Source organism: Novosphingobium nitrogenifigens DSM 19370, from assembly GCF_000192575.1.
Classification (GTDB): Bacteria; Pseudomonadota; Alphaproteobacteria; order Sphingomonadales; family Sphingomonadaceae; genus Novosphingobium; species Novosphingobium nitrogenifigens.
In genome coordinates this window covers 563,207-584,833 of sequence record NZ_GL876933.1, presented here as the reverse complement: position 1 = coordinate 584,833, position 21,627 = coordinate 563,207, and the positions used below count along the sequence as shown (strand labels likewise).

At 64.4% G+C, this 21,627-nt stretch carries 22 protein-coding genes, 1 tRNA gene, 1 pseudogene and 1 riboswitch; of the genes and pseudogenes, 10 read left to right on the top strand and 14 right to left on the bottom strand.

Annotated elements, in window-relative coordinates:
- Positions 1-184: 184 nt before the first annotated feature.
- Positions 185-387, bottom strand: a riboswitch (cobalamin riboswitch).
- 81 nt (positions 388-468) lie between these two features.
- From serS to Y88_RS12655, 3 genes are all read left to right on the top strand, one after another.
- Positions 469-1,749, top strand: a complete 1,281-nt coding sequence (gene serS / locus Y88_RS12665; RefSeq protein ID WP_008069895.1) for a serine--tRNA ligase — start codon at positions 469-471, stop codon at positions 1,747-1,749.
- A complete protein-coding gene (locus tag Y88_RS12660; protein WP_008069894.1) occupies positions 1,746-2,495 on the top strand; it encodes a M23 family metallopeptidase in 750 nt (249 codons plus the stop codon). Before serS ends, Y88_RS12660 begins: the two co-directional genes overlap by 4 nt.
- Positions 2,496-2,896: 401 nt before the next feature.
- Positions 2,897-4,024 (top strand): phosphoribosyltransferase domain-containing protein, encoded by a 1,128-nt coding sequence (locus Y88_RS12655; RefSeq protein ID WP_232281059.1) that lies wholly within the window; start codon positions 2,897-2,899, stop codon positions 4,022-4,024.
- A 6-nt stretch (positions 4,025-4,030) separates the two neighbouring features.
- On the opposite strand, the gene Y88_RS12650 is transcribed toward Y88_RS12655, so the two are convergent.
- The gene (locus Y88_RS12650; RefSeq protein WP_232281058.1) at positions 4,031-4,447 is read right to left on the bottom strand and encodes a DUF1761 domain-containing protein; all 417 of its coding nucleotides are present in this window, start codon (positions 4,445-4,447) and stop codon (positions 4,031-4,033) included.
- 100 nt (positions 4,448-4,547) lie between these two features.
- Between Y88_RS12650 and rimO the strand changes: the two genes are divergently transcribed.
- Positions 4,548-5,957: a 30S ribosomal protein S12 methylthiotransferase RimO gene (gene rimO / locus Y88_RS12645; RefSeq protein WP_008069890.1), complete on the top strand. Its 1,410-nt coding sequence runs from the start codon at positions 4,548-4,550 to the stop codon at positions 5,955-5,957.
- Entirely contained in the window at positions 5,954-7,357 is a 1,404-nt protein-coding gene (locus Y88_RS12640) for a serine hydrolase domain-containing protein (protein WP_008069888.1), read from the top strand. The genes rimO and Y88_RS12640 overlap by 4 nt, the downstream gene beginning before the upstream one ends.
- On the opposite strand, the gene Y88_RS12635 is transcribed toward Y88_RS12640, so the two are convergent.
- Entirely contained in the window at positions 7,354-8,325 is a 972-nt protein-coding gene (locus tag Y88_RS12635) for a magnesium and cobalt transport protein CorA (protein WP_008069886.1), read from the bottom strand. The two genes, Y88_RS12640 and Y88_RS12635, sit on opposite strands and share 4 nt — an antisense overlap.
- Before the next feature lie 91 nt (positions 8,326-8,416).
- On the opposite strand from Y88_RS12635, the gene Y88_RS12630 reads away from it, so the two are divergent.
- The 3 genes from Y88_RS12630 (at position 8,417) to Y88_RS12620 (ending at position 10,781) form a co-directional block, all read left to right on the top strand.
- Entirely contained in the window at positions 8,417-9,178 is a 762-nt protein-coding gene (locus Y88_RS12630; RefSeq protein ID WP_008069884.1) for a competence/damage-inducible protein A, read from the top strand.
- Entirely contained in the window at positions 9,175-9,762 is a 588-nt protein-coding gene (locus tag Y88_RS12625; protein ID WP_008069882.1) for a hypothetical protein, read from the top strand. Before Y88_RS12630 ends, Y88_RS12625 begins: the two co-directional genes overlap by 4 nt.
- Before the next feature lie 101 nt (positions 9,763-9,863).
- Complete coding sequence (locus tag Y88_RS12620) at positions 9,864-10,781, top strand: NAD-dependent epimerase/dehydratase family protein (protein WP_008069880.1); 918 nt, start codon at positions 9,864-9,866, stop codon at positions 10,779-10,781.
- Positions 10,782-10,867: 86 nt separating this feature from the next.
- Here Y88_RS12620 and rplA read toward each other — a convergent pair whose 3' ends face one another.
- The 6 genes from rplA to Y88_RS12590 form a co-directional block, all read right to left on the bottom strand.
- Positions 10,868-11,569 carry a 50S ribosomal protein L1 gene (gene rplA / locus Y88_RS12615; protein ID WP_008069877.1) on the bottom strand — a complete coding sequence of 234 codons (702 nt, stop codon included), beginning with the start codon at positions 11,567-11,569 and terminating at the stop codon, positions 10,868-10,870.
- 4 nt (positions 11,570-11,573) lie between these two features.
- Positions 11,574-12,005, bottom strand: coding sequence for a 50S ribosomal protein L11 (gene rplK, locus Y88_RS12610; RefSeq protein ID WP_008069876.1), 432 nt, complete (start codon positions 12,003-12,005; stop codon positions 11,574-11,576).
- A 193-nt stretch (positions 12,006-12,198) separates the two neighbouring features.
- Positions 12,199-12,735 (bottom strand): transcription termination/antitermination protein NusG, encoded by a 537-nt coding sequence (nusG, locus tag Y88_RS12605; protein WP_008069875.1) that lies wholly within the window; start codon positions 12,733-12,735, stop codon positions 12,199-12,201.
- Positions 12,736-12,773: 38 nt separating this feature from the next.
- Complete coding sequence (gene secE / locus Y88_RS12600) at positions 12,774-12,971, bottom strand: preprotein translocase subunit SecE (protein ID WP_008069874.1); 198 nt, start codon at positions 12,969-12,971, stop codon at positions 12,774-12,776.
- Between the two features lie 163 nt (positions 12,972-13,134).
- The gene (locus tag Y88_RS12595; protein ID WP_008069873.1) at positions 13,135-13,842 is read right to left on the bottom strand and encodes a TetR family transcriptional regulator; all 708 of its coding nucleotides are present in this window, start codon (positions 13,840-13,842) and stop codon (positions 13,135-13,137) included.
- A gap of 15 nt (positions 13,843-13,857) precedes the next feature.
- Positions 13,858-13,933 (bottom strand) — tRNA-Trp (locus Y88_RS12590).
- A gap of 92 nt (positions 13,934-14,025) precedes the next feature.
- Here Y88_RS12590 and aat point away from each other — a divergent pair.
- A complete protein-coding gene (aat, locus tag Y88_RS18990; RefSeq protein WP_008069872.1) occupies positions 14,026-14,868 on the top strand; it encodes a leucyl/phenylalanyl-tRNA--protein transferase in 843 nt (280 codons plus the stop codon).
- 35 nt (positions 14,869-14,903) lie between these two features.
- On the opposite strand, the pseudogene Y88_RS19635 reads toward aat, so the two are convergent.
- The 4 genes and pseudogenes from Y88_RS19635 to Y88_RS12570 form a co-directional block, all read right to left on the bottom strand.
- Positions 14,904-15,089 (bottom strand): annotated as a pseudogene (locus Y88_RS19635) (DUF2155 domain-containing protein); the annotation flags it as partial.
- Positions 15,090-15,374: 285 nt separating this feature from the next.
- The gene (locus Y88_RS12580) at positions 15,375-15,791 is read right to left on the bottom strand and encodes an NADH:ubiquinone oxidoreductase subunit NDUFA12 (RefSeq protein WP_008069871.1); all 417 of its coding nucleotides are present in this window, start codon (positions 15,789-15,791) and stop codon (positions 15,375-15,377) included.
- A 150-nt stretch (positions 15,792-15,941) separates the two neighbouring features.
- Entirely contained in the window at positions 15,942-16,484 is a 543-nt protein-coding gene (locus Y88_RS12575) for a DUF192 domain-containing protein (RefSeq protein ID WP_018075506.1), read from the bottom strand.
- Positions 16,465-17,082, bottom strand: coding sequence for a RecX family transcriptional regulator (locus Y88_RS12570; protein ID WP_018075507.1), 618 nt, complete (start codon positions 17,080-17,082; stop codon positions 16,465-16,467). Before Y88_RS12570 ends, Y88_RS12575 begins: the two co-directional genes overlap by 20 nt.
- Positions 17,083-17,252: 170 nt before the next feature.
- Here Y88_RS12570 and Y88_RS12565 point away from each other — a divergent pair, with 170 nt between their 5' ends.
- A complete protein-coding gene (locus Y88_RS12565; RefSeq protein ID WP_008069866.1) occupies positions 17,253-19,028 on the top strand; it encodes a fatty acyl-AMP ligase in 1,776 nt (591 codons plus the stop codon).
- Positions 19,029-19,232: 204 nt separating this feature from the next.
- Here Y88_RS12565 and Y88_RS12560 read toward each other — a convergent pair whose 3' ends face one another.
- On the bottom strand, positions 19,233-20,870 hold the full coding sequence (locus Y88_RS12560) for a phytoene desaturase family protein (protein ID WP_008069863.1): 1,638 nt from the start codon (positions 20,868-20,870) through the stop codon (positions 19,233-19,235).
- Between the two features lie 39 nt (positions 20,871-20,909).
- Positions 20,910-21,524: a cupin domain-containing protein gene (locus tag Y88_RS12555; RefSeq protein ID WP_008069862.1), complete on the bottom strand. Its 615-nt coding sequence runs from the start codon at positions 21,522-21,524 to the stop codon at positions 20,910-20,912.
- Positions 21,525-21,627 lie beyond the last annotated feature (103 nt).

The following is a 21,627-nucleotide window of genomic DNA, read 5'->3' as shown; positions in this document are numbered from 1 at the left end:
CCTGCACAGCATAACGGACGGCAGACCGCACCCCGCTCACACGCTCACGGACAGGAAATCCCGCTCATCCCCCAACGGATGACGCACAATCGACATACCCCTCCCCGAGCGCGCAGGCGACCGCGCGGCCCATGGCTGTCGCTCGTCAGGGAAACCCCGCTCGCACCGCACACCCTGTCGGCACGAAGAACGACCGCGTCAGGCAGGTCTCCTGGCTCACGGGTCAAGGCCGGTCCGACCGCCTTCTCGGGGCCCGGAACGGTGCCGGGGATCCCAATGGCATGATGGCCGGATGGCTCGCCGCTTACAGTTGCAGGGGCAGCCCGGGTATCGCACCCGTGTTCCCTTTTGATCCCCTCACGGGGAACCTGTCGCAGCCCAAGCCGTTACTCGCAGCCCTTTCCGCGTGCAAGAGCGTGTCGCGCGGGTTGAAAGCCGTCGCGCGCAAGGGCATAGGCCATTGCCACCATGCACGACATCCGCCTGATCCGCGAAAACCCCGAAGCCTTTGACGCGGCAATGGCCCGTCGCGGGCTCGCCCCGGCCGCTCAGGCCATCCTTTCGGCCGATGCCGACCGGCGCGACCTGCTGACCCGGATGCAGGAGGCCCAGGCACGCCGCAACGAAGCGTCGAAAGCAATCGGCGCGGCGATGGGCAAAGGCGACAAGGACACCGCCGAAGCGCTGAAGGCCGAAGTGGCCTCGCTCAAGGACGCACTGCCCGCGATGGAAGAGGACGAGCGTCGCCTGACCGGCGAGCTCAACGCGGTCCTCGCCGCGCTGCCCAACCGCCCCGCCGACGACGTACCGGCGGGCGAGGACGAAAGCGCCAATGTCGAAGTGCTGCGCTGGGGCACCCCGCGCGAATTCGCCTTCACCCCGCGCGAACATGCCGACATCGGCCCGGCGCTGGGTCTCGATTTCGAAACCGGTGCCCTCATCTCAGGCGCGCGCTTCACGTTCCTGCGCGGGCAGATGGCCCGCCTCCACCGCGCGCTCGCGCAGTTCATGCTGGATTTCCAGACCGGCACCAACGGCTATACCGAATGCGCGACCCCGCTGATGGTTCGCGATGAAGCCGTGTTCGGCACCGGCCAGCTGCCCAAGTTCGCCGAAGACCTGTTCCGCACCACCGATGGTCGCTGGCTGATCCCGACAGCCGAAGTCAGCCTGACCAACTCGGTCCGCGAACAGATCCTGACCGATGCAGCCCTGCCGCTGCGCATGACCGCGCTGACGCCCTGCTTCCGCTCGGAAGCCGGTGCCGCCGGACGCGACACGCGCGGGTTCATCCGCCAGCACCAGTTCGAGAAAGTCGAGCTGGTCTCGATCACGCGCCCCGAAGATTCCGAAGCCGAGCACGAACGCATGACCGGCGCGGCACAAGCCGTTCTGGAAGCGCTCGACCTGCCTTATCGCAAGGTCGTCCTGTGCGAGGGCGACATGGGCTTCACCGCCCGCAAGACCTACGACCTCGAAGTCTGGCTGCCGGGACAGAACACCTATCGCGAGATTTCCTCGTGCTCCAACTGCGGCGATTTCCAGGCGCGGCGGATGAATGCCCGTTATCGCCCCGAAGGCGCCAAGGGCACCGAATTCGTCCACACACTCAACGGATCGGGCCTCGCCGTCGGACGCACCTTGGTCGCCGTCCTTGAAAATTATCAGCAAGAGGACGGCTCGGTCGAAGTGCCTGCGGCGCTGGCCCCCTATATGGGCGGGATCACCCGGCTCGTTCCCGCCAAGTGACGACGCGGCGCGGCGCAAGACAGGCTCTTTTGCTGGCGCTGCTGGCGCCGCTTTCCGCTCATCTTGCCGCCGCGCCCGCGATCATCGCGTGGACCTATATCGTCCAGCCGGGCGATACGCTTGACGAGGTGGCCGCCCGCATGGGCGTGTCGCCGCTGGCGCTGGCGGCAACCAACGGGCTGCACCCCGACGCGCCGCTGGTGCCCGGCAGTACGCTCAAACGCCCCGATCCGACGGACATGCCCTCTCAACGGCCGGTCCGTCGCCCTGCACCGCCCTTGCGGCCCGCGCCCACGGCCCGACCGGCGCCTCCGGTCCGACCCATGCCCGAAATCGCCCCGGCGCATCGCCCCGAACCGGGAATGCCGCGCCTGATCTGGCCGACGTCGGGCGCGGTCAGCAGCCGTTTCGGCCCCCACTCCCACGGCAAGACCAACAACGGCATCGACTTGCGCGCCTTTTCGGGAATGCCGGTCCATGCCGCAGCTGCCGGGAAAGTGATCTTTGCCGGAACCGAGACCGAACGCTTCGGCCAGCTCATCATCATCGACCACGGCAACGGCTGGGCAACCGCCTATGCCTATCTCGGCAAAGTCGGCGTCCGCGAAGGCCGCCTCGTCAAATCAGGCGAAGTGATCGCCCGCATCGGCTCAAGCGGCGAGGCGACAGCCCCCACGCTTCATTTCGAATTGCGGAAGAACAACCTTCCGGTCGATCCGTTGAGCGCACTCCCCTTGCGCCTTTGACTGTACCGATCTGGCCTGATCGATATCAGAAAATGATCCTTATTGGATCTATCACTTCATTGACACCCTCAAGCGAATCTCCGCATACCACGCGCAGATGTCCGATAATTATATGATTAACATTGAAAATATTAAAATGGAGAGGGGCTTTCAGAAAAGCCGAGCATCTCGCGGGGACATCCGAGATGGCAAATAAACTATCCTGAACGGTTCTTTTTTCAATGGGGCAACAGGACGGACAAATCGAAGCGTCAGTGTCTGATCGGACATTCCGGCACCGCCGAATTTCCAATGAGCGGCATCGGGCTGGTGCCGCCTTCAAAATTCGCCCTTCGGCGCATTTTGAATCAGGGGCTCGACACCTCGATCCCGTCGCGGAAAAGGCGCGAAGGAAAGCTCGTATGTTTCATGGTTCCGGGAGTCTTCTCCTGCACGGAACGACACCGCTATTGTCGCACATGCTCAATCTCATGTGCGATTCCATCGGCGCAGAAGGCGGGATTCTGGGACTTCGCACAGGCCATGTCATTGACCCGATCGCCGGTTTCAACACGACGACACAAGTCCTGAGCCGACCGATCGACGCCGCGCGCTATCCGGTCCGCAGTTTCTATGACGTGTGCACATTCGACGAACACGAAAAGCTGCTTCAATCCTGCAATCCGCACGTCCCGCTCTGGGACAAGAACATCACCTTTGCCATTCGCCTTCCGAACCAGGACAATCACATCACCGTCATCATGGGCCGGTCGGGAAAGAAGAATTTCGCGGAAAATTCCGAATTCCATTCGAAGATCAATCTGTTCCGCCAGATTTTCCAGGAGGAATTTCGCCTGATCGGCGATCTGTCCCGCTCGCTTGCAGCCCCTCCCGACAACAATACGCACGACCTGCCATGCCAGATCGTGAGAGAGGATCGCGCGCCCTTTCGCGCCGGACATGCGGCCGGAACGCCCTGTCCCGACGAAGTCGCGGACGCATCCCGTGCCGGGTTCGAGCCGACCGCCGACTTTCTGTTCGAGACACTGGTCCCCAATCGCAGCCTCAAGATGCGGGGCGACATTTCCTATTATTCGCTGCGCCGCTGGCGCAGTCCGATCAAGCGTTTCCAGCTTGCCGCGATCAAGGCCCTGAAACGCAATATCCCCGAAAGCTTTGTCGATCGCATCGCGATGGAAATGCATTCCTGGGTGCTGGAAACCTTCGGCACATCGATGTTCGACACACTCGTTGCCGTGCCCTGCGGCCACAGCGGTCCAGGTTGCCTGTCGCAGAAGATCGGCGCCCGACTGGCAAGGCTGCTCGACATTCCCTTCGACGAGGCTTTTCGCCCGATCCCGGTAAGCGGCTCGTCCCATCCACGCACGAACGCGACGCGCCCGCGCATGGATCTTACCCATCAGGTCAAGGGACGGCTCCTGTTGATCGATGATGTCGCCACATCAGGCAGTCATATCGCCGAAGCGACTCGCCTTCTGCGCCGGGATGCTCTCTCGGTTGCCGCTCTCGCCTGGATCAGCGATGCATGACTCTCCTCACCACGCCATGACGAAATAGGTGAGCCCCATCGAGAGGTAGGCCGCGATCCAGTACCCCGCATCAATCAGCGCCAACCGCGTGCTGACCCGCAGATTGGTATAGTTGATCCACATGGCAGGAATCACGAAAGCCCCCGCAAGGCCGCCCGACATCATGAAATAGAGCCAGGGCTTGAGCGCCAGGGTTGCCGGTCCGACGCGGGCGAACATGTGGCCGATCATCGCCGAGGACACCAGCATCAGCACGAACGTCAGGAACAGCGTGCGCATCGGCGCGACGCGTTGCCCAAGGCCGCCGGGCCCCAGTTCCTCCAGCCGGGCACGGCCGAGCAACGGCCCGTACCAGACCGTCGAAACAAGCAACGCCACCAGCGCTGCAACGACCACTGCCAACCAGTTAACCGGACCCATCATATTCTCCGCACTTGCGGTATTTTTGCGTGGGTCTGCGCATACGCCTGCCGCATCGCGATAGCAATTCGCCCCGCGCGTGACGCGGCGCGGAAAAAGAGCTATGGGCCGCACCCTGATGACTTCCGAACAGACACCCGTTTCCATCCCCGCCGCCCCGAAAGTCGGCATGGTCAGCCTGGGCTGCCCCAAGGCGCTCGTTGATTCCGAACGCATTCTGACGCGCCTGCGCGCCGACGGCTATCAGATGAGCGCCGATTACGACGGCGCCGATGTCGTGCTGGTCAACACCTGCGGCTTTCTCGATTCGGCCAAGGAAGAAAGCCTTGCCGCCATCGGGGAAGCGATTGCCGAAAACGGCCGGGTGATCGTGACCGGCTGCATGGGCAACGAGGCAGAGCTGATCCGCGCGCGGTTCCCCGACGTCCTCGCCGTCACCGGCGCGCATCAGTACGAGGACGTGGTCGATGCGGTCCATGCCGCCGCCCCTCCAGGCCTTGGCCCCTATGTCGACCTCATCCCCCAGTCGGCGCCCGGCGATGTCAAGCTGACCCCGCGCCACTACAGCTATCTCAAGATTTCCGAAGGCTGCAATCACGCCTGCACCTTCTGCATCATTCCGCAATTGCGCGGAAAACTGGCAAGCCGCCGGATCGACGCGGTTCTGCGCGAGGCTGAAAAGCTGGTCGCGGCCGGAACCCGCGAACTTCTGGTGATCAGCCAGGACACGTCGGCCTATGGCGTCGATGTCGGCCACGAGGAAAGGCTGTGGAAAGGCCATCCGGTCCGCACCCACATGACCGACCTTGCCCGCGAACTGGGCGGGTTGCGCACGCCGGACGGGCAAGTGCCGTGGGTGCGCCTGCACTACGTCTATCCCTATCCCCATGTCGAAGCGGTGATCCCGCTCATGGCCGAGGGATTGCTGACGCCTTATCTCGACATTCCGTTCCAGCATGCGAGCCCTTCGGTCCTGCGCGCGATGAAGCGTCCGGCAAACGAGGCCAAAGTGCTCGAACGCCTGCGCAGCTGGCGTGAAATCTGCCCGGATCTTGCCATCCGCTCCTCTTTCGTCGTCGGCTTCCCCGGCGAGACCGAGGACGATTTCCGCTACCTGCTCGACTGGCTCGAAGAAGCGCAGCTCGACCGCGTCGGCGCGTTCCGCTTCGAACCCGTGGCCGGAGCGGTCGCCAACGATCTCCCCGGCGCCGTGCCCGAAGAGGTCAAGGAAGAACGCTACGCCCGCCTGATGGAAAAGACCGAGGCGATCAGCCGCGCGCGTCTGGAAGCCAAGGTCGGCCGCACCCTGCGCGTCATCATCGACGAAGTGGGCGAGCCGGACGAGGAAGGCGACATCGGCGCAACTGGCCGTTCGCAGGCCGATGCCCCGGAAATCGACGGTGCGGTCTATCTCCGCGACGTGCCCGCAACGCTCGCTCCCGGCGATTTCGTCGATGTCGTGGTCGAGGATGCCGACGCCCACGACCTTTATGGGGTGATCGCCGGATCGTGAAACGCCTGCTGTCCTCCTTCGCGGCGCTCGCCCTTGTCGCCCAGCCTCTCGCGGCTGTCGCGCAAGTCCTGACCGCGCAGGAGGAGAAGGCGATCGACGAGGCGGTGACGAAGACACTGGCCCGCACCGGCGTTCCGTCGGTGTCGATCGCGGTCGTGCGCGGGGGCGAACTGGTCATGACCCGCGCCTGGGGCCGGGCGTCCGACACGCTCCCGGTCGCGCGCCCCGACATACCCTATCAGATCGCGTCGAATTCCAAGCAGTTCCTCGCCGCGTTGCTGCTTCTACTCGCCGACGAGGGTAAACTCTCGCTCGACGACACAGTCGCAAAGTGGCTGCCCGAAGTGAGCGGCGCGGATCACATGAGCGTGCGCCAGTTGCTCTCGCACACCTCGGGACTGCAGGATTACTGGCCCCAGGACTATGCCTTTGCGGCCATGGCCACACCGACCACGCCCGAAGCGATCATCGACCGCTGGGCCAAGAAGCCGCTCGACTACGACCCCGGCAGTCGCTGGCAATATTCCAACACCGGCTATGTCGTGGCCGGGCGAATTGCCGAAAAGGCCGGTGGCGCGCCGCTTGCGCAACTGCTCGACGAACGCCTGTTCCACCCGCTCGGCATCCACCCACTGTTCATCGACGACACCAACGGCCCCGCCTTTCCCAAGGGCTATGCCCGTGCCGCGCTCGGCCCGGTGCGCCAGGTAACACCGCCCGCGCGCGGCTGGCTCTATGCGGCGGGCGAGCTGTCGATGACCGCCGCCGACCTCGCCCGGTGGGACATCGCCCGGCTCGATCGCCGCATCCTGCCCGCGCGCGACTGGGCCGAACAGGAAACCCCGGTGCGGCTCTCGGACGGCACCAGCAACGGCTATGGCCTCGGTGTGTCGGTGCGACAGGTCGACGGGCGCAAGACGATCGACCACGGCGGCGAATCGATCGGTTTCCTGTCACAGAACACTGTCTGGCCTGATGATCGCGCGGCTCTGGTGGTCCTGACCAATGCGGGCTTTTCCGATGCGACCTCGGTTCTGACCGAAGCGATCGGCGCGGTGATCCTGCCCCGTGCAGTCCAGGCCAATACCGGGGAAAGCGCGCGCACCGACGATGCCCGCGCCGAACTCGCCGCACTCGCCGCCGGTCGGTTCAATCCGGCCCACTTCACCGACGACGCGCGCAGCTATTTCACGCCGCAGACGCTCACCGACTATCGCCGGTCGCTGACCGCGCTCGGCGCCTGCACCGGCTTTGCGCCCAAGAACAAGCCCCGCCTGCGCGGTGGCTTCGTCAACCGCAATTTCACCGTGACCTGCGGCAAGCGCAGCCTGACCGTGATCACTTATGCCGAGCGTGGCGACAAGGGCCGCTGGGAACAGCTTCTCGTCAGTCCGGATTAAAGCCAGCCGATCTGACGGAAGCGGGCATAGAGCCCGCCGCACACGGTGGCGATCCCGCCGAGCACCATGAAGTAGCCGTAGTGCCACTTGAGCTCGGGAATATAATCGAAATTCATGCCGTAGATCCCCGCAATCGCGGTCGGAACAGCAAGGATCGCAGCCCATGCGGCCAGTTGGCGGGTCATGTCGCCCTGCCGGTGCTGTTCGAGCAGGCTCGCGGTTTCGACGATCGCGGCCAGCACTTCCTTCAGGCCGACGAGGCGGGCCATGACACGGCGAATGTGGTCGTGAACGTCGCGCAGCCAGATCCGCGTCCCCGGATCAATCCCCGGCAGGTTCTGCGTCGACAGCCGCTCGCACAAGTCGACCATCGGCCCCACCACCCGCTCGAACCGGCGCAAGACCCGGCGCAGGCGGAAAATACGCCGAATCGTCAGCTGATCGGGAAAGGCATCGATCGCGGCCTCTTCCAGCGCGATCGCGATGTCGTCGAGCTGATCCATGATCGGCTGATACCCGTCGACGATGAAGTCGAGCACGGCATGCAGAACGTAGTCCGGCCCTTCGGCGAGGCGCTCGCTGCGCCCTTCGAGCATGCGGCGCACGCCTTCGTGGCTTCGCTTTGATTCAAGCCGTACCGTGACGAGGAAATCATCACCCAGGAAGAACGCCGTCTGGCCATAAGTGATCTCTTCGTTCCGGCCGAGAACGGCCGTACGCGCGACCACGAAAAGCTGCTCGCCATAGATATCGACCTTGGGCAGCTGACGCGCGTTGAGCGCATCCTCCACGGCCAGGGGATGAAGGCCGAACTGTGCCTGGACCTTGCGCATTTCCTCGGCGTCCGGCTCGACCAGTCCGACCCAGTCGAAAGCGCCCTCATCCGATGGGGACGAAGGCAGCCCGTCGACGACCAGCTCAGCGGGTTGGGAAAGCCCGGGGCAATAACGGCGCGCGGCAACGATCATGCGGTCGGGCCATACGATCGAGAGCCCCCCTTGGGCAAGTCACCCAAGAGGAAGCTTGCACGCAAAGACCATTGGTTTATCCCTCGCCCCGATGACCGAAAGCACCCGCATCTGGACCGCCGCCCTGATCGTCATTGGCGACGAAATCCTCTCTGGCCGCACGCAGGACAAGAATATCGCGCAAGTCGCGACCTGGCTCGGCGTGCAGGGCATTCGCCTGCGCGAAGTGCGGGTGGTGCCCGACGTGATGGAGGCGATCGTCGAGGCAGTGAACGCCCTGCGTGTGCGCAACGACTATCTCTTCACCACCGGCGGCATCGGCCCGACCCATGACGACATCACGGTCGATGCGGTCGCCGAGGCGCTCGGCGTGCCGGTCGTCGTCCATCCGCGCGCCCGCGCCATTCTCGAAGACTATTACACCACGCGCGGCGGCCTTACCGAAGCGCGCCTGCGCATGGCCCGCGTTCCCGAAGGCGCCGACCTCATCGAAAACCGCCTGTCGGGCGCGCCCGGCATCCGCGCGGGCAACATTTTCCTGATGGCCGGGGTTCCCTCGATCACCGCGCAAATGCTCGACGGATTGACCGGAAAGCTCGAGGGCGGGCTGCCGCTCCTCTCCGAAACGATTGGCTGCTGGGTCGGGGAAAGCGAGATCGCCGATCTTCTGCGCGAAACCGAAACCACGTTCGCCGGAGTCCAGATCGGCAGCTACCCCTTCTTCCGCGAAGGCCGCACCGGCGCCAATTTCGTCATCCGGGCAACCGATGCCGACTTGCTGGGCGCTTGCGCGCGTGCCTTGTCGGAAGGGCTGGCCACTCTCGGCCGCGAACCGGTTCCCGGCGGGATATGACCTCGCGCGCGCCCGCACGTCCTCTCGCCCTGACCCTGTCTCTGACAGCGGTCGCCGCACTGGGACTGACCGGCTGCGCGCCCTCATCCTCGCATCGACTGCGTGCCTTTCGCGCGACGCTCGGACGCCATGAAAGCGCGACGCTCGCGCTGGAGGAATGGTGCGCGCGACAAGGCATCGCTGCCCCTGCGCGCATCCTTGCCCGACAGGTCGACAGCCGCGAAACGGTGTTCACCCCCGCGATCCGTGCGGCGCTGGAGGTTGCCCCCGAGGAACCCTTGCGCGTCCGCCATGTCCTGCTCTCGTGCGGCGACACGGTCCTTTCCGATGCGATGAACTGGTATGTCCCCGCGCGCCTGACGCCGGACATGAACCGCACGCTCGACACGACCCATATGCCTTTCGGCAAAGTCGTCGCCCCGCTCGACTTTCACCGGGTGCCGTTGCCGACCGACATGCCCCCGCCCGCTCCGTGCCCCGCCGGGACCATTCACCACGTAACCGCCATCCTGCGCCGTGCCGACGGCCAAGCGATCAGCCTGGTCAGCGAATGCTATACCGGGGCCAATCTCCTCCACCATTGAGCGAACGGCCCAACCGCTTGCTCCGAACCCGACCGAGACGCAATCGACGCTGAAAAAAGCGGTGCCTATGGGCCATGGTTTCAGATTCAGCGGGAGACACCATGCGCATCATCGTTACCGGATCGTCGGGTTGGCTGGGGCAACGGCTGAGCGCCGCGCTGCGCGCCGGGGGCCATCGGGTGACAGGCCTCGACATGGTCGCGGGGCCCGAAACGCAAGTGCTCGGCTCTGTTGCCAATCGCAGCGTGGTCGACCGGGTCTTTGCCTTCGGCGCGGACGCGGTGATCCATACCGCTGCCCTGCACCAACCCGATCTGCGCAAGGCGACTGCCCGGGCCTTTGTCGATGTCAATGTGACGGGCACGCTCAACGTGCTCGAAGCTGCACGGGCCGCAGGCTGCACCCGCGCGGTGCTGACCTCCAGCACGTCGCTGATGATCGACGCCGCGCTTGCCTCTGGACGCGCCGAGGCGGCCGCCTTTCTCGACGAGACTCATGGCCCGCTCACCCCGCGCAACATCTATGGCGTGACCAAGCTTGCCGCCGAAAACCTTGCCCGCCTCTTCGCGGAAGGAGGCATGACCGTCGCCGCACTGCGCCTTGCCCGGTTCTTCCCCACCGACGACCCAGCGATCGCACTCATCCGTGGCGACAATCTCAAGGCGCTTGAATTCCTGCACCGCCGCCTGACGGTCGAGGATGCCGTTGCCGTCCACATCGCCGCGCTCGAACGCGCGCCACAGGGCTATTCCACTTATATCGTCTCGGCGCCCTCACCCTTTTCCCCCGATGAGGCGGTCGAGCTCAAGCGCAATGCCGCAGCGGTCATTGCGCGCCATTTTCCCGACGCCCCCGATCTCTTCGCCGCGCGGGGATGGACATTGCCGCGCACAATCGACCGGGTTTACGATTCCGCGCTTGTCCGGCGTGAGCTCGGCTTTGCCTTCACCACCGATTTCGCGACCGTTCTCGACGCCATGCGGCAGGACGCGCCGCTGCCCTTTGCCGTTCCCGCCTGAGCGCGCGCCTCTTTCCCCCAAACAAAAAGGGCGGCCGGGATATCCCGACCGCCCTTTTTGCTATTGGGAGCGGATCGCTCGCGAGATCAGGCCGAGTGGACCTGAGCCACGTCGATCTTGATGCCCGGGCCCATCGAGCTCGACAGGCCGACCTTGCGGACATACTTGCCCTTGGCGCCCGACGGCTTGGCCTTGACGATCGCGTCGACGAACGCGTCGAAGTTGGCGCGCAGAGCTTCGTTCGAGAACGAGAGCTTGCCGATGCCGCCGTGGATGATCCCGGCCTTTTCGACGCGGAATTCGATCTGGCCGCCCTTGGCAGCCTTGATCGCTTCGGCGACGTTCGGGGTCACGGTGCCCAGCTTCGGGTTCGGCATCAGGCCCTTGGGGCCCAGGATCTTGCCGAGACGGCCGACGACGCCCATCATGTCGGGCGTGGCGATGACGCGACCGTAGTCGACGTTGCCGCCCTGCATTTCTTCGAGCAGGTCTTCCGCGCCGACGCGATCGGCACCAGCGGCCAGAGCCGCTTCAGCCTTGTCGCCACGAGCGAAGACGGCAACCTTGACGTCCTTGCCGGTGCCCGAGGGCAGAGTGACCATGCCGCGGACCATCTGGTCGGCGTGGCGCGGGTCGACGCCGAGGTTGATCGCGACTTCGAGCGATTCGTCGAACTTGGCGCTCTTGAGATCCTTCAGCAGCGCGATGGCTTCATCGATGCCATAGAGCTTCTGGTTGTCGCCGAGCTTGGCAGTGAGAGCCTGCTGCTTCTTGGTCTGCTTCACCATGGGATCAGCCCTCCACGACCTGAACGCCCATCGAGCGGGCGGAACCTTCGATGATCTTCGTCGCCTGATCGATGTCGTTGGCGTTGAGATCCTTCATCTTCGCTTCAGCGATGGCGGCAAGCTGCGAACGCTTGATCGTGCCGGCCGAAGCCTTGCCGGGGGTCTTCGAGCCCGACTTGATGTTCATCGCCTTCTTGATGAAGTAAGTCGCCGGCGGCGTCTTGGTGACGAACGAGAACGAGCGGTCGGCATAGACGGTGATGACCGTCGGCAGCGGCGTGCCCTTTTCGACTTCCTGAGTCGCTGCGTTGAATTCCTTGCAGAAACCCATGATGTTCACACCGCGCTGACCCAGCGCGGGACCGATCGGCGGCGAGGGCTTTGCTTCGCCGGCATTGATCTGAAGCTTGATATAGCCTTCGATCTTCTTGGCCATGGTGGCCTCCTTGTCATCCTGTTGGGGTTTCCCCCGCAGAGTTAGCGGTCATGCGGCGCAACCTTTCGGCGACGCCTCCCGCAGCGGCATCACCCCACGGCAAAACCACGGGGCGAAGGGCGCGCGCATAGCAGCATGCGCCCGAAATGCAAGTGCCGTCGCGGCCCGGGACAAGTCCCGAGCCGTCCCCGACTTACTTGACCAGTTCGACTTCCTCGAAGCTGAGCTCGACCGGCGTGGCGCGTCCGAAGATCGAGACCGACACCTTGACGCGCTGCTTTTCGAAATCGAGTTCCTCGACCACGCCGTTGAACGAGGCGAAGGGCCCCGCGTTGACCTTGACCGAATCGCCGATTTCGTAATCGACCGAGATGTGATTGCTCGGTTCGGACGCAGCCTGTTCGCGCGCACCAAAATACCGCTGCGCTTCCTTTTCGGAGATCGGCTGCGGCTTGTTGTTGGTGCCGAGGAAACCGGTCACCTTCGCCGTGTTCTTGACGAGGTGATAGATGTCGTCGTTCATCGTCAGCTTGGCGAGGACGTAGCCGGGCATGAACTTGCGCTCGACCTGGACCTTCTTGCCGCGCTTCACTTCGGTCACGGTTTCGGTCGGAACCTCGACCGCTTCGACGAGCTGGGACAGACCCTTGCGTTCCGCTTCGGCGATGATCGCTTCGCGGACCTTGTTTTCAAAGCCGGAATAGGCGTGGATGATATACCAACGAGCCATGGACTGTTCCTGGATGTATTTAAGGTCTGTCGCCGCGATCAGGAGGCGAGCGAGAGCAGAATCTTGACGACGTAGCCGAACAGGCTGTCGATCCCGAGGAAGAACACCGAGAGAAGCACCATCATCAAGGCGACGAAGATCGCGGTGCTGGTCGTTTCCTGGCGAGTCGGCCAGACCACTTTGCGGGCCTCGGCCTTCACCTGATTGAAGAATTCGTTCGGGCTCGTCTTGGCCATCGCTTTGCTTGCCTTCAACGGATTTGCACGGCTTCCGCCTAGGGGCCATCGCCGCCCCGGACAAGTCCGGGAGGGGCAGATGAAAGCTCCATTGTGCGGGAGATGTCCGCCAGATAAGCGGCCCCTGCGCAAAAGGCAAGTGGGGCCCTGCCTTCAATGCCCCTCAGGTCCGGGCGAGCAATCCGTCGAGCATGGCAAGGATACTGCCGGTGATTTGCTCCCGCCGATCATGCGACAGACCGTCCCAGCCGAGGTAGGCGCGCGTCACCGGCTCCTGCCGGGTAAAGGCCGTCAACGAGGCGAGCAGCATGGTCGCACCAAGCGAATCACCCTCCTGCGCCGCCTTTCGCCCCCGCGCGATCGCCACGAGATCGGCGACAAGCACCAGCCCCGGACGCCAGAGCTGTTCGAACAGGAGGTCATAGCCCGGCCCCTGCTCGCTCATTTCGCGCAAGACGAAATCGGTCGACAGACGCTGGTCGGCGTCCGCCGTGATCGCCAGCACCAATGCAGAGAGGATCCGTTCCAGCCACAGTCGCGCCTCGGCGACCGACAGCGTACCGTCGTCCGCCGTCGCGCGCGCCGTGACGACGAGGGGCAGCAGGCGCCGACGATACTGCTCGACGATGTCGCGGGCACAGGCGCGGTGCAGTCCGTCCTTGTTGCCGAAGTGATAGGCGATGACCGGCAGCGTGACTCCGGCTGCCGACGCGATCTGGCGCGTCGTCGCCCCGGCATAGCCATCCCGCGCGAAAGCGACCATCGCGACACGCAAAACGCGCGCCGCCGTCGTTTCGACGAGAGCGTCTCCGTCCGGGCCAGACGGCTCCCATTCGGAAGCCTGCGTCAGCGATTCCGGACGAGATTTCATGGGGTCAACGGAAAATGGCAGGAGTGGGGGGACTCGAACCCACGGCCCTCGGTTTTGGAGACCGATGCTCTACCAACTGAGCTACACTCCTGCATCCACGGCGACGGATCGCGGTGGCGAGGCTGCGCCATAGTGGGTTGACGAGAGGGATGCAACCGGGGAGATCATGAAAATCAACACGTCATGGCCCGAGAAGAACCCCAGATCATTCCGCCCGAACTTTTGCTCAGGGCCTATCGCGCCGGGATCTTTCCCATGGCCGACAGCCGGGACGATCCCGAAATCTATTGGGTCGAGCCGAAAATCCGCGCAATTCTGCCGCTTAACCGGTTCCACTTGTCCCATTCCCTGGCGCGCACCTTGCGCCGGGGACGCTTTCGCGTGACCTGCAACACGGCCTTCGACGCGGTGATCGACCATTGCGCTGCGCCACGTCCCGATGCCGAACAAAGCTGGATCAGCGCCCGCATCCGCGAAAGTTACCGTGAATTGCACCGCCTGGGCGCGGCCCATTCGATCGAGACGTGGATAACTGATGCCGATGGCGAGGAAAGGCTGGTCGGCGGCCTCTACGGCGTCGGCTTTGCACGGGTCTTTTGCGGCGAATCGATGTTCAGCCGGGTCAGCGATGCCTCGAAAGTGGCTCTGGCATGGCTGGTCGCAGCCTTGCGCATGGGCGGGGGAGAATTGCTCGACTGCCAGTTCTCGACGCCGCACCTCGAATCGCTCGGAACCGTGGAATTGCCGCAAGGCGATTACCTCGCCCTGCTGCGCCATTCGATTCGTCCGCCCGAACCCGATGAAACCTGGGCTGATGCGTTTCCGCCCCGCGATGATTCCGGGCGCACTTATTCGGGGGGCGTTTCTTCGGCCGGAGCCTCATCGTCGGTCGCGCTGGCGGGCGCCGGTTCACTCTTGCCGCTGGGCTTTGCCGCCTTGGTCGATGCCGCTGCCGAAGATGCCGCAACCGGCCCGTCCTCTTCGCCCGGGAATTTCATCGCGCAATCCTTGACCCAGACGTCATAGACCGGGTGCTCGACCACGTTGAGCGACGGGGAATTCTTGAACAACCAGCCCGAGAAGACCTTGTGCCAGGCGAGCTTGTCGCGGATCGAAGCGCGTTCCTCGACGAAGACCTGCACAAAAGCGCCGGTTTCCTGCGGATCTTCCCAGGGCGCCGTCCGCTCGCATGTCGCAAGCTTGACGATGACATTGCCGATCCGACGCGATTCGCCGGTCTTCAGCACGATGTCCTGGGTGATGTTGTTGCGCTTGTTGATGAGGCCGAGCGTGGCGACCCGATCCTTGACCGGCGTGCCGTAGTCGCTTTCAACGACGCCGCTGGCCAGAGCCGAAGGGCCCGCGCTCTCGGTCGCTTCGGGAGGGGGGGGCGCCTCGGCCTGCTTGTTGCAAGCCGCGAGAGCCCCGATCAACGCAAGACCGGCCCCCACACGCCACACCCCGAAACGGGGCGCGTGCGCGAACGAAGGGACCGGCTGATGCGGCACGTAAACCGGACGATGCGCTGAAAATCAGGCCTGGTCGGGCGACCAGGATTCATAGTCACCGGTCGCCGCCGCACGCTTGCCGCCACGCTCGAGCGCGCCCTGCGGACGATAGGCGTTCGAAGTGCCGGTGGCGTTCGGCGTGAATTCGGCTTCCCAGATCTTCGGCGGGGGCAGATTGCTTTCCGGCACGCCGTCGAAATTGCCGTGGAGCCAGCCATGCCATTCGGCCGGAACCCGGCTGGCATCGTTGGCGCCGTTGTAAATCACCCAGCGACGCTCGCGACCGGCAAAGGGATGGCCCTTGGGATAGGGCTTCTTCGCGCGGTAATACTTGTTGCCCTGCGCGTCCTGTCCGACCTGCTCGCCGTTTCGGGCGCTGTCGAGCGAGGTACCGAAGGTGGCGCCGTTCCACCAGGTGAAGATTGTGCCGAGGATGCTCATGGCCCTTGCGCTTAGACCTTTCCGGGGGGTGGAGGCAAGCCGCACTTGTGCCTCCTTTTGGGTAACTTGCGCGAGAGGAACTCCCGCGCGTCGACAAGACTCGAAAAATGCAGCCGCCCCGAAATCGGGGGCCTCCAACCGGAGGCAGGCTTACCAGGTGACGGTATCGCCCGGCGCGAGGCCGATCTGCGCCGCGCGCCCGGCATTGAGCTCAAGCACGCCCGCCGCCTGTCCGGCCGAGGGCAGCGGCGTTTCGTCATAGGGAACCGCCTTGGCTGCAATGTTGAGCACCTTGTGATCGGGTCCGATGAACACGATGTCGAGCCCGATCACGGTGTTCTTCATCCAGAACGCGGTGCGGCGCGGCGGGCTGAAGGGAAAGATCATCCCTTCGTCGGCCCCCATGGCATTGCGCCACATGAGGCCCCGCTCCTGTTCCAGCGGGCTGGCGGCCACTTCGACCTGGAACACATGCGCGCCCCGCTTCGTCACGACTTTCAGGGGAACGACGGCAAGACCCGAGACGGGATGCAGCCTGGGCTCGGCCGCGACCTGCCCCGCCGCGCGGGCGGCTCCGGCACTTTCGTTCCCGGCGGCGGCCACCGGCGAACAGGCGACCAGCCCCAAGGCGACGGCACCGGCGATCACAGTCCCGGTCGCGATTGCAAAACCCTTACGAATCATCTGCTTCATCAACCCATTCTTCCGCCGATGCGACATCGGCTGCTTCGATCAGCGCCCGCGCTGCGCCAAGCGAATGCCCCGCGCGCAGGAATGCCGCGACTTGCCGCGCCCGCATTGCAGGATCAAGACCGGCCTCTTGTTCGTCATCCCCGGCTGAACCTGCCCCGAACGTCCCCGGACGCGCGAAAGGCCCCATGCGGCGACGCCGGGCAAAGGCGAGCGCGGCCAGCCGTCGCTCGCGCTCGCTGCCGCTCGCTTCCTCGACCAGGGGGGGCGCAATGCCGTCGCGCGACAGGCTTTCCGCGACGCGCCGTGCGCCATAGCCCCGGCGCAGCAATCCCTGCCCGCGCGCCTGCGCATAGCCCGCGTCGTCGACATAACCGCGCTCGACCATCCGGGCGACGATCGCGTCGATGTCGGCCGGAGAATCGCCTTCCCAGCCGCGCTCTTTCACCTTGCGCGCGAGATAGGCGCCGAGGCGACCGGTGCTGGTGGCAAAGCGCGCGACATAGACAAGTGCCAGTTCATCGAGCCGAACCGCGTCGAGCGGACGGGCCCGGCGGTCTCGTCTGGGCGTTTCATGACGCATTTCGTCCGCTTCGTGCATGTTCACGCCTTATTCGTGCCACAGTCGCGGATAAAGGAGGATTCTGGAGAATTGGACGCGTACCGCCGGAATCGGCCGGATGCCGCCGTGGAAACGAGCGCGGCACCCGATGTTCGGCTTGCGACCTTTTCCATGACGAACACGAAAAATCCGATAACCCGGGGTAACAAATGACCGTATCCGAAGCCGTCCTCGACAAGACGGCGTCCGCGCCCGTTCAAGGTCTCGTGCCGACGCCCAACGATGACGGGCGTCCGCGCCGCTACTCGGACTTCGAAACGTTCTGCGACGCGCTCGACTATGCGGCCGAGGGCGAAAAGGGCATGAATTTCCACGATCCGCGCGGCACGCTCGTGCGGGTCTATCCGTTCCGCGAACTGCGCGCCGACGCGCTGGTCGCGGCCCAGCGCCTGATCGCCATGGGCATCGAACCCGGCGACCGCGTGGCCCTGATCGCCGAAACCGGCACCGATTTCGCAGCCCTTTTCTGCGGCGCGATCTATGCTGGGGCCTGGCCGGTTCCGCTGCCCCTGCCGACCAGCTTCGGCGGCAAGGAAAACTACATCGACCAGATCGCCGTGCAGCTTGCCAGCAGCGACCCCAAGGTCCTGTTCTTCCCCGGCGAAATCGCTGAAATGTGCGGAGCCGCTGCCGAGCGCCAGGGCTGCAAGGGCATGTCCTGGGCCGAATTCGACGCCATCGTTCCCGGTGACACCACCCTGCCCACGCCCGATCCCGACGCGATCTGCTACCTGCAGTATTCGAGCGGCTCGACGCGCTTCCCCCACGGCGTTGCCGTCACCCACCGCGCTCTGCTCGCCAACCTGGCGGGTCAGGGTCACGGAATCGACATCCGCGAAGGCGACCGCTGCATCAGCTGGCTGCCCTGGTATCACGACATGGGGCTGGTCGGTTGCTTCCTGTCGACGATCGGCAACCAGCTGTCGGTCGACTACCTGCGCACCGAAGACTTCGCCCGCCGTCCGCTGGCATGGCTCGACGTCATCAGCCGCAATCCGGGCACGACGATTTCCTATTCGCCCACGTTCGGTTTCGACATCTGCTCGCGCCGCATTTCGAGCCAGACCAATCTGGCCGAACGGTTCGACCTGTCGCGCTGGCGCGTGGCCGGCAACGGCGCGGACATGATTCGCCCCGACGTCATGCAGGCTTTCGTCGACGTGTTCTCGGCCGCCGGGTTCAAGGCCAATGCCTTCCTCCCCAGCTACGGCCTTGCCGAAGCGACTCTGGCGGTCACGCTGATGCCGCCTGCCGAAGGCATCCGTGTCGAACTGGTCGAGGAAGAACGCCTGTCGGGTGCCCCGCGCGACCTGTCGCGTCCGGCCCGCTATCGCGCCATCGTCAATTGCGGCGTGCCCGTGCGCGGCATGGAAATCGAGATCCGCGGTGAAAACGGCTCGGTCCTCGCCCACCATCACATCGGCAAGGTGTGGTGCCGCGGTTCGTCGGTCATGCACTCGTACTTCCGCGATCCCGAATCGACCGACGCGGCTCTGGTCGACGGCTGGCTCGACACCGGCGACATGGGTTATCTCAATGCCGAAGGGTATCTGTTCATCGTCGGCCGCGCGAAGGACATGATCATCATCAACGGCAAGAACCACTGGCCGCAGGACATCGAGTGGGCGGTGGAACAGCTTCCCGGCTTCCACCAGGGCGACATCGCCGCCTTTTCCATCGAAACTGAAAACGGCGAAGAAGCGCCCGCCGTGCTCGTCCATTGCCGCGTTTCCGATCCGGAAGAGCGCGTGCGCCTGCACGAACAGATCCGCGAAAAGGTCCGCTCGATCACCGGCATGAACTGTGTCGTCGAACTGGTCCCGCCGCGCACCCTGCCGCGCACCAGCTCGGGCAAGCTCAGCCGCGCCAAGGCCAAGAAGCTCTATCTCGCAGGCGAGATCGAGCCCTATCGCCTCGCCGCCTGACCCCGGCGAAACGGCATCAGGAAAAAAGGGGGGCGGTCCGGTCGGGCCGCCCTTTTTTTCATGCGAAAAGGGGGTGGAAGGAAAAAGGCCTCCGGCGGCCCAGGGGCAGCGCCCCCGGGAACCCATGATCTGGTTTATCACGCCATCTCAGCGCAGCCACCCGCGCCATCTCATGGGAGCGCGAGGGGCGCTGCCCCTCGCAATTCACCGAATGGTCTTGCCAAGATCCTTGAGGATCTCTCGCGCGGCATTGTGCCCCGGAATACCCGAAACCCCGCCGCCCGGATGGGCCGACGATCCGCACAGATAGAGCGAGGCGATCGGCGTGCGGTAATCGGCAAAACCGGAGACCGGGCGTTGAAAGAACAGCTGGTCGGGCGACAGTTCCCCGTGGAAGATGTGCCCCTGCGGCAGGTTGACGATGCGCTCGATATCGGGCGGGACCAGCATCTGGCAGGCAATGATGTCGTTGCGGAACCCCGGCGCGAACCGTTCGATCACGTCGAGCACAGCCTTTTCGAAATTGGGCTTTTCGGTTTCCCAGTCTCCGCCTTTCAGCGTGTAGGGCGCGTGCCCCCCGAACAGGTTGACGACATGCTTGCCCGGAGGCGCCAGCGTATCGTCGGCAAGCGAGGGCACCACCGGCGTGACGAAAGGCTCGGGCGAATACCAGCCGTACTTGGCCGCGTCGAACGCACGCTCGAGATAGTCGATGTCGGGCGCGATATGCATGTAGGTGGGATAGGAGAATTGTCCCAGCGCCCCTTCGCGACGGACGCGATCGAGCAGGCGATATTGCGGCGGGCGTTCGCAGGCGATGTTCATCTTGAACGAAGCGCCCATGGTCCGATACCCCTTGATCTCGCGCAGGGTGTCGGCGGGCAGGTTCGCTTCGCCGATGAGGTCGAGATAGAGGTGCCGCGCCTGGGCATTGGAGGCCACGGCCTTTGCCCGGAAAATCCGCCCGTCGGTCGTGACCACATCGCCGACTTTGCCCATGGTCGAACGGATTTCGGCAACTTCCGCATCGGTGACGATATCGACGCCCAGTTCGCGAATGGCGCTGGCAAGCGCGCCCGTCACCGATCCCATGCCGCCGCGAATGAAGCCCCAGCCCCCGGCGCCTTCATGCTCGCCCATGACATGATGCATGATGACATAGGCCGATCCGGGCGATTTGGGCCCGTTGAAATTGCCGATCGAGGCATAATAGGCGAGCACGGCCATGACCCGCTCGTCCTCGAACCATTCCTTGAGGAAGTCGTAGGCCGACATCGAAAGCATATCGACGATGCGGTACATCTTCTTGCCGACGCGGCGGTATTTCCACAACAGCTTCGCCCCGTCGCGGAACGTTTTCCAGTCGCGACGCGCAGGGTCGATCGGCGTTTCCCACAAGAGCTTGCGCACGATCTTCGTCGCTTCGAGCAGATAGGCGTCGAAGGCGGGATAGATCGCCGCGTCATGGGCGGAAAAGCGGGCGAACGAGGCCTGCGTGCGGGCCACGTCATCGGAAAAGGTGATGTAGTTGTCATGGTCGTCGACCGGCGAGACCATGTCCGAACAGGGCAGCACTTCCAGCCCGTGCCGCCGCAGTTGAAAATCGTTGATGATGCGCGGATGCAGCAGGCTCATCATGTAGGAAAAGATCGAGGCGCGAAAACCGGGATGGATTTCCTCCGTCACCGCCGCCCCCCCGACGATCGGCCGTCGTTCGAGCACCGCCACTTTGAGCCCCGCACGCGCCAGATAGCCCGCACAGACAAGGCCGTTGTGCCCGCCCCCGATCACCAGCGCGTCATAAACGCGCGCGCCCGCACCCACTGCACTTGCATCCGCCATCTGCACGACCCCGTCGCAGCCTGAGAAAAGGGAAAAAGATCAGAAGGAAGGCGGCGTCACCGCCCAGATCACGACCGTCTCCTGTCGCGTCGGATTGCGGTAACTGTGCGGCCGCATCGACCGGAACCCGAAGCTGTCCCCGGCGGTCAGCACATGGGTATGCCCCTCGACCGTCAGTTCGAGTGTCCCGGCAACGACATAGCCCGCCTCTTCACCCGCGTGCGCATAGGGGTCCGCACCGCTGCCCGGCGCAATCCGACAAAGCAGCAGTTCGAGTTGCCCGTCGAGCGAGGGCGACAGGAGTTCGTCGACGATACCCCCGGCATAACCAATGGTCCGTCGCGCCCCGCGCCGCACGATCAGGTCGCTCTCGGGCAGGGTATCCTCCCGTTCCCCGTCATCCCGAAAAAACCAGCCGACCGTGACGCCCAAGGCCGAGGCGAGGAGATGCAGCGCCTTGACCGAAGGTTCCGACAGGCCGCGCTCGATCTGGCTGACAAGACCAAGCGACAATCCGGTCGTTTCGGCCAGATGCGCGAGCGTCAGCCCGCGATCGCGTCGCAAGGCGCGAATCTGCTGCCCCAGCCGCGCTCCGACCGCTTCGGCTTCCTCGATCGCGGCCAGCCGTTCGGGATGGGCGTCAAGGTCGCTCATGACTGTGGACATTTCATATTCATGAAACGACTCCGCTCGGCAGACCTCAAGCCTTGCGCAGTCATGGCATTGCGGCAAGCGCCTTTTTCATATTTGTGAAAAA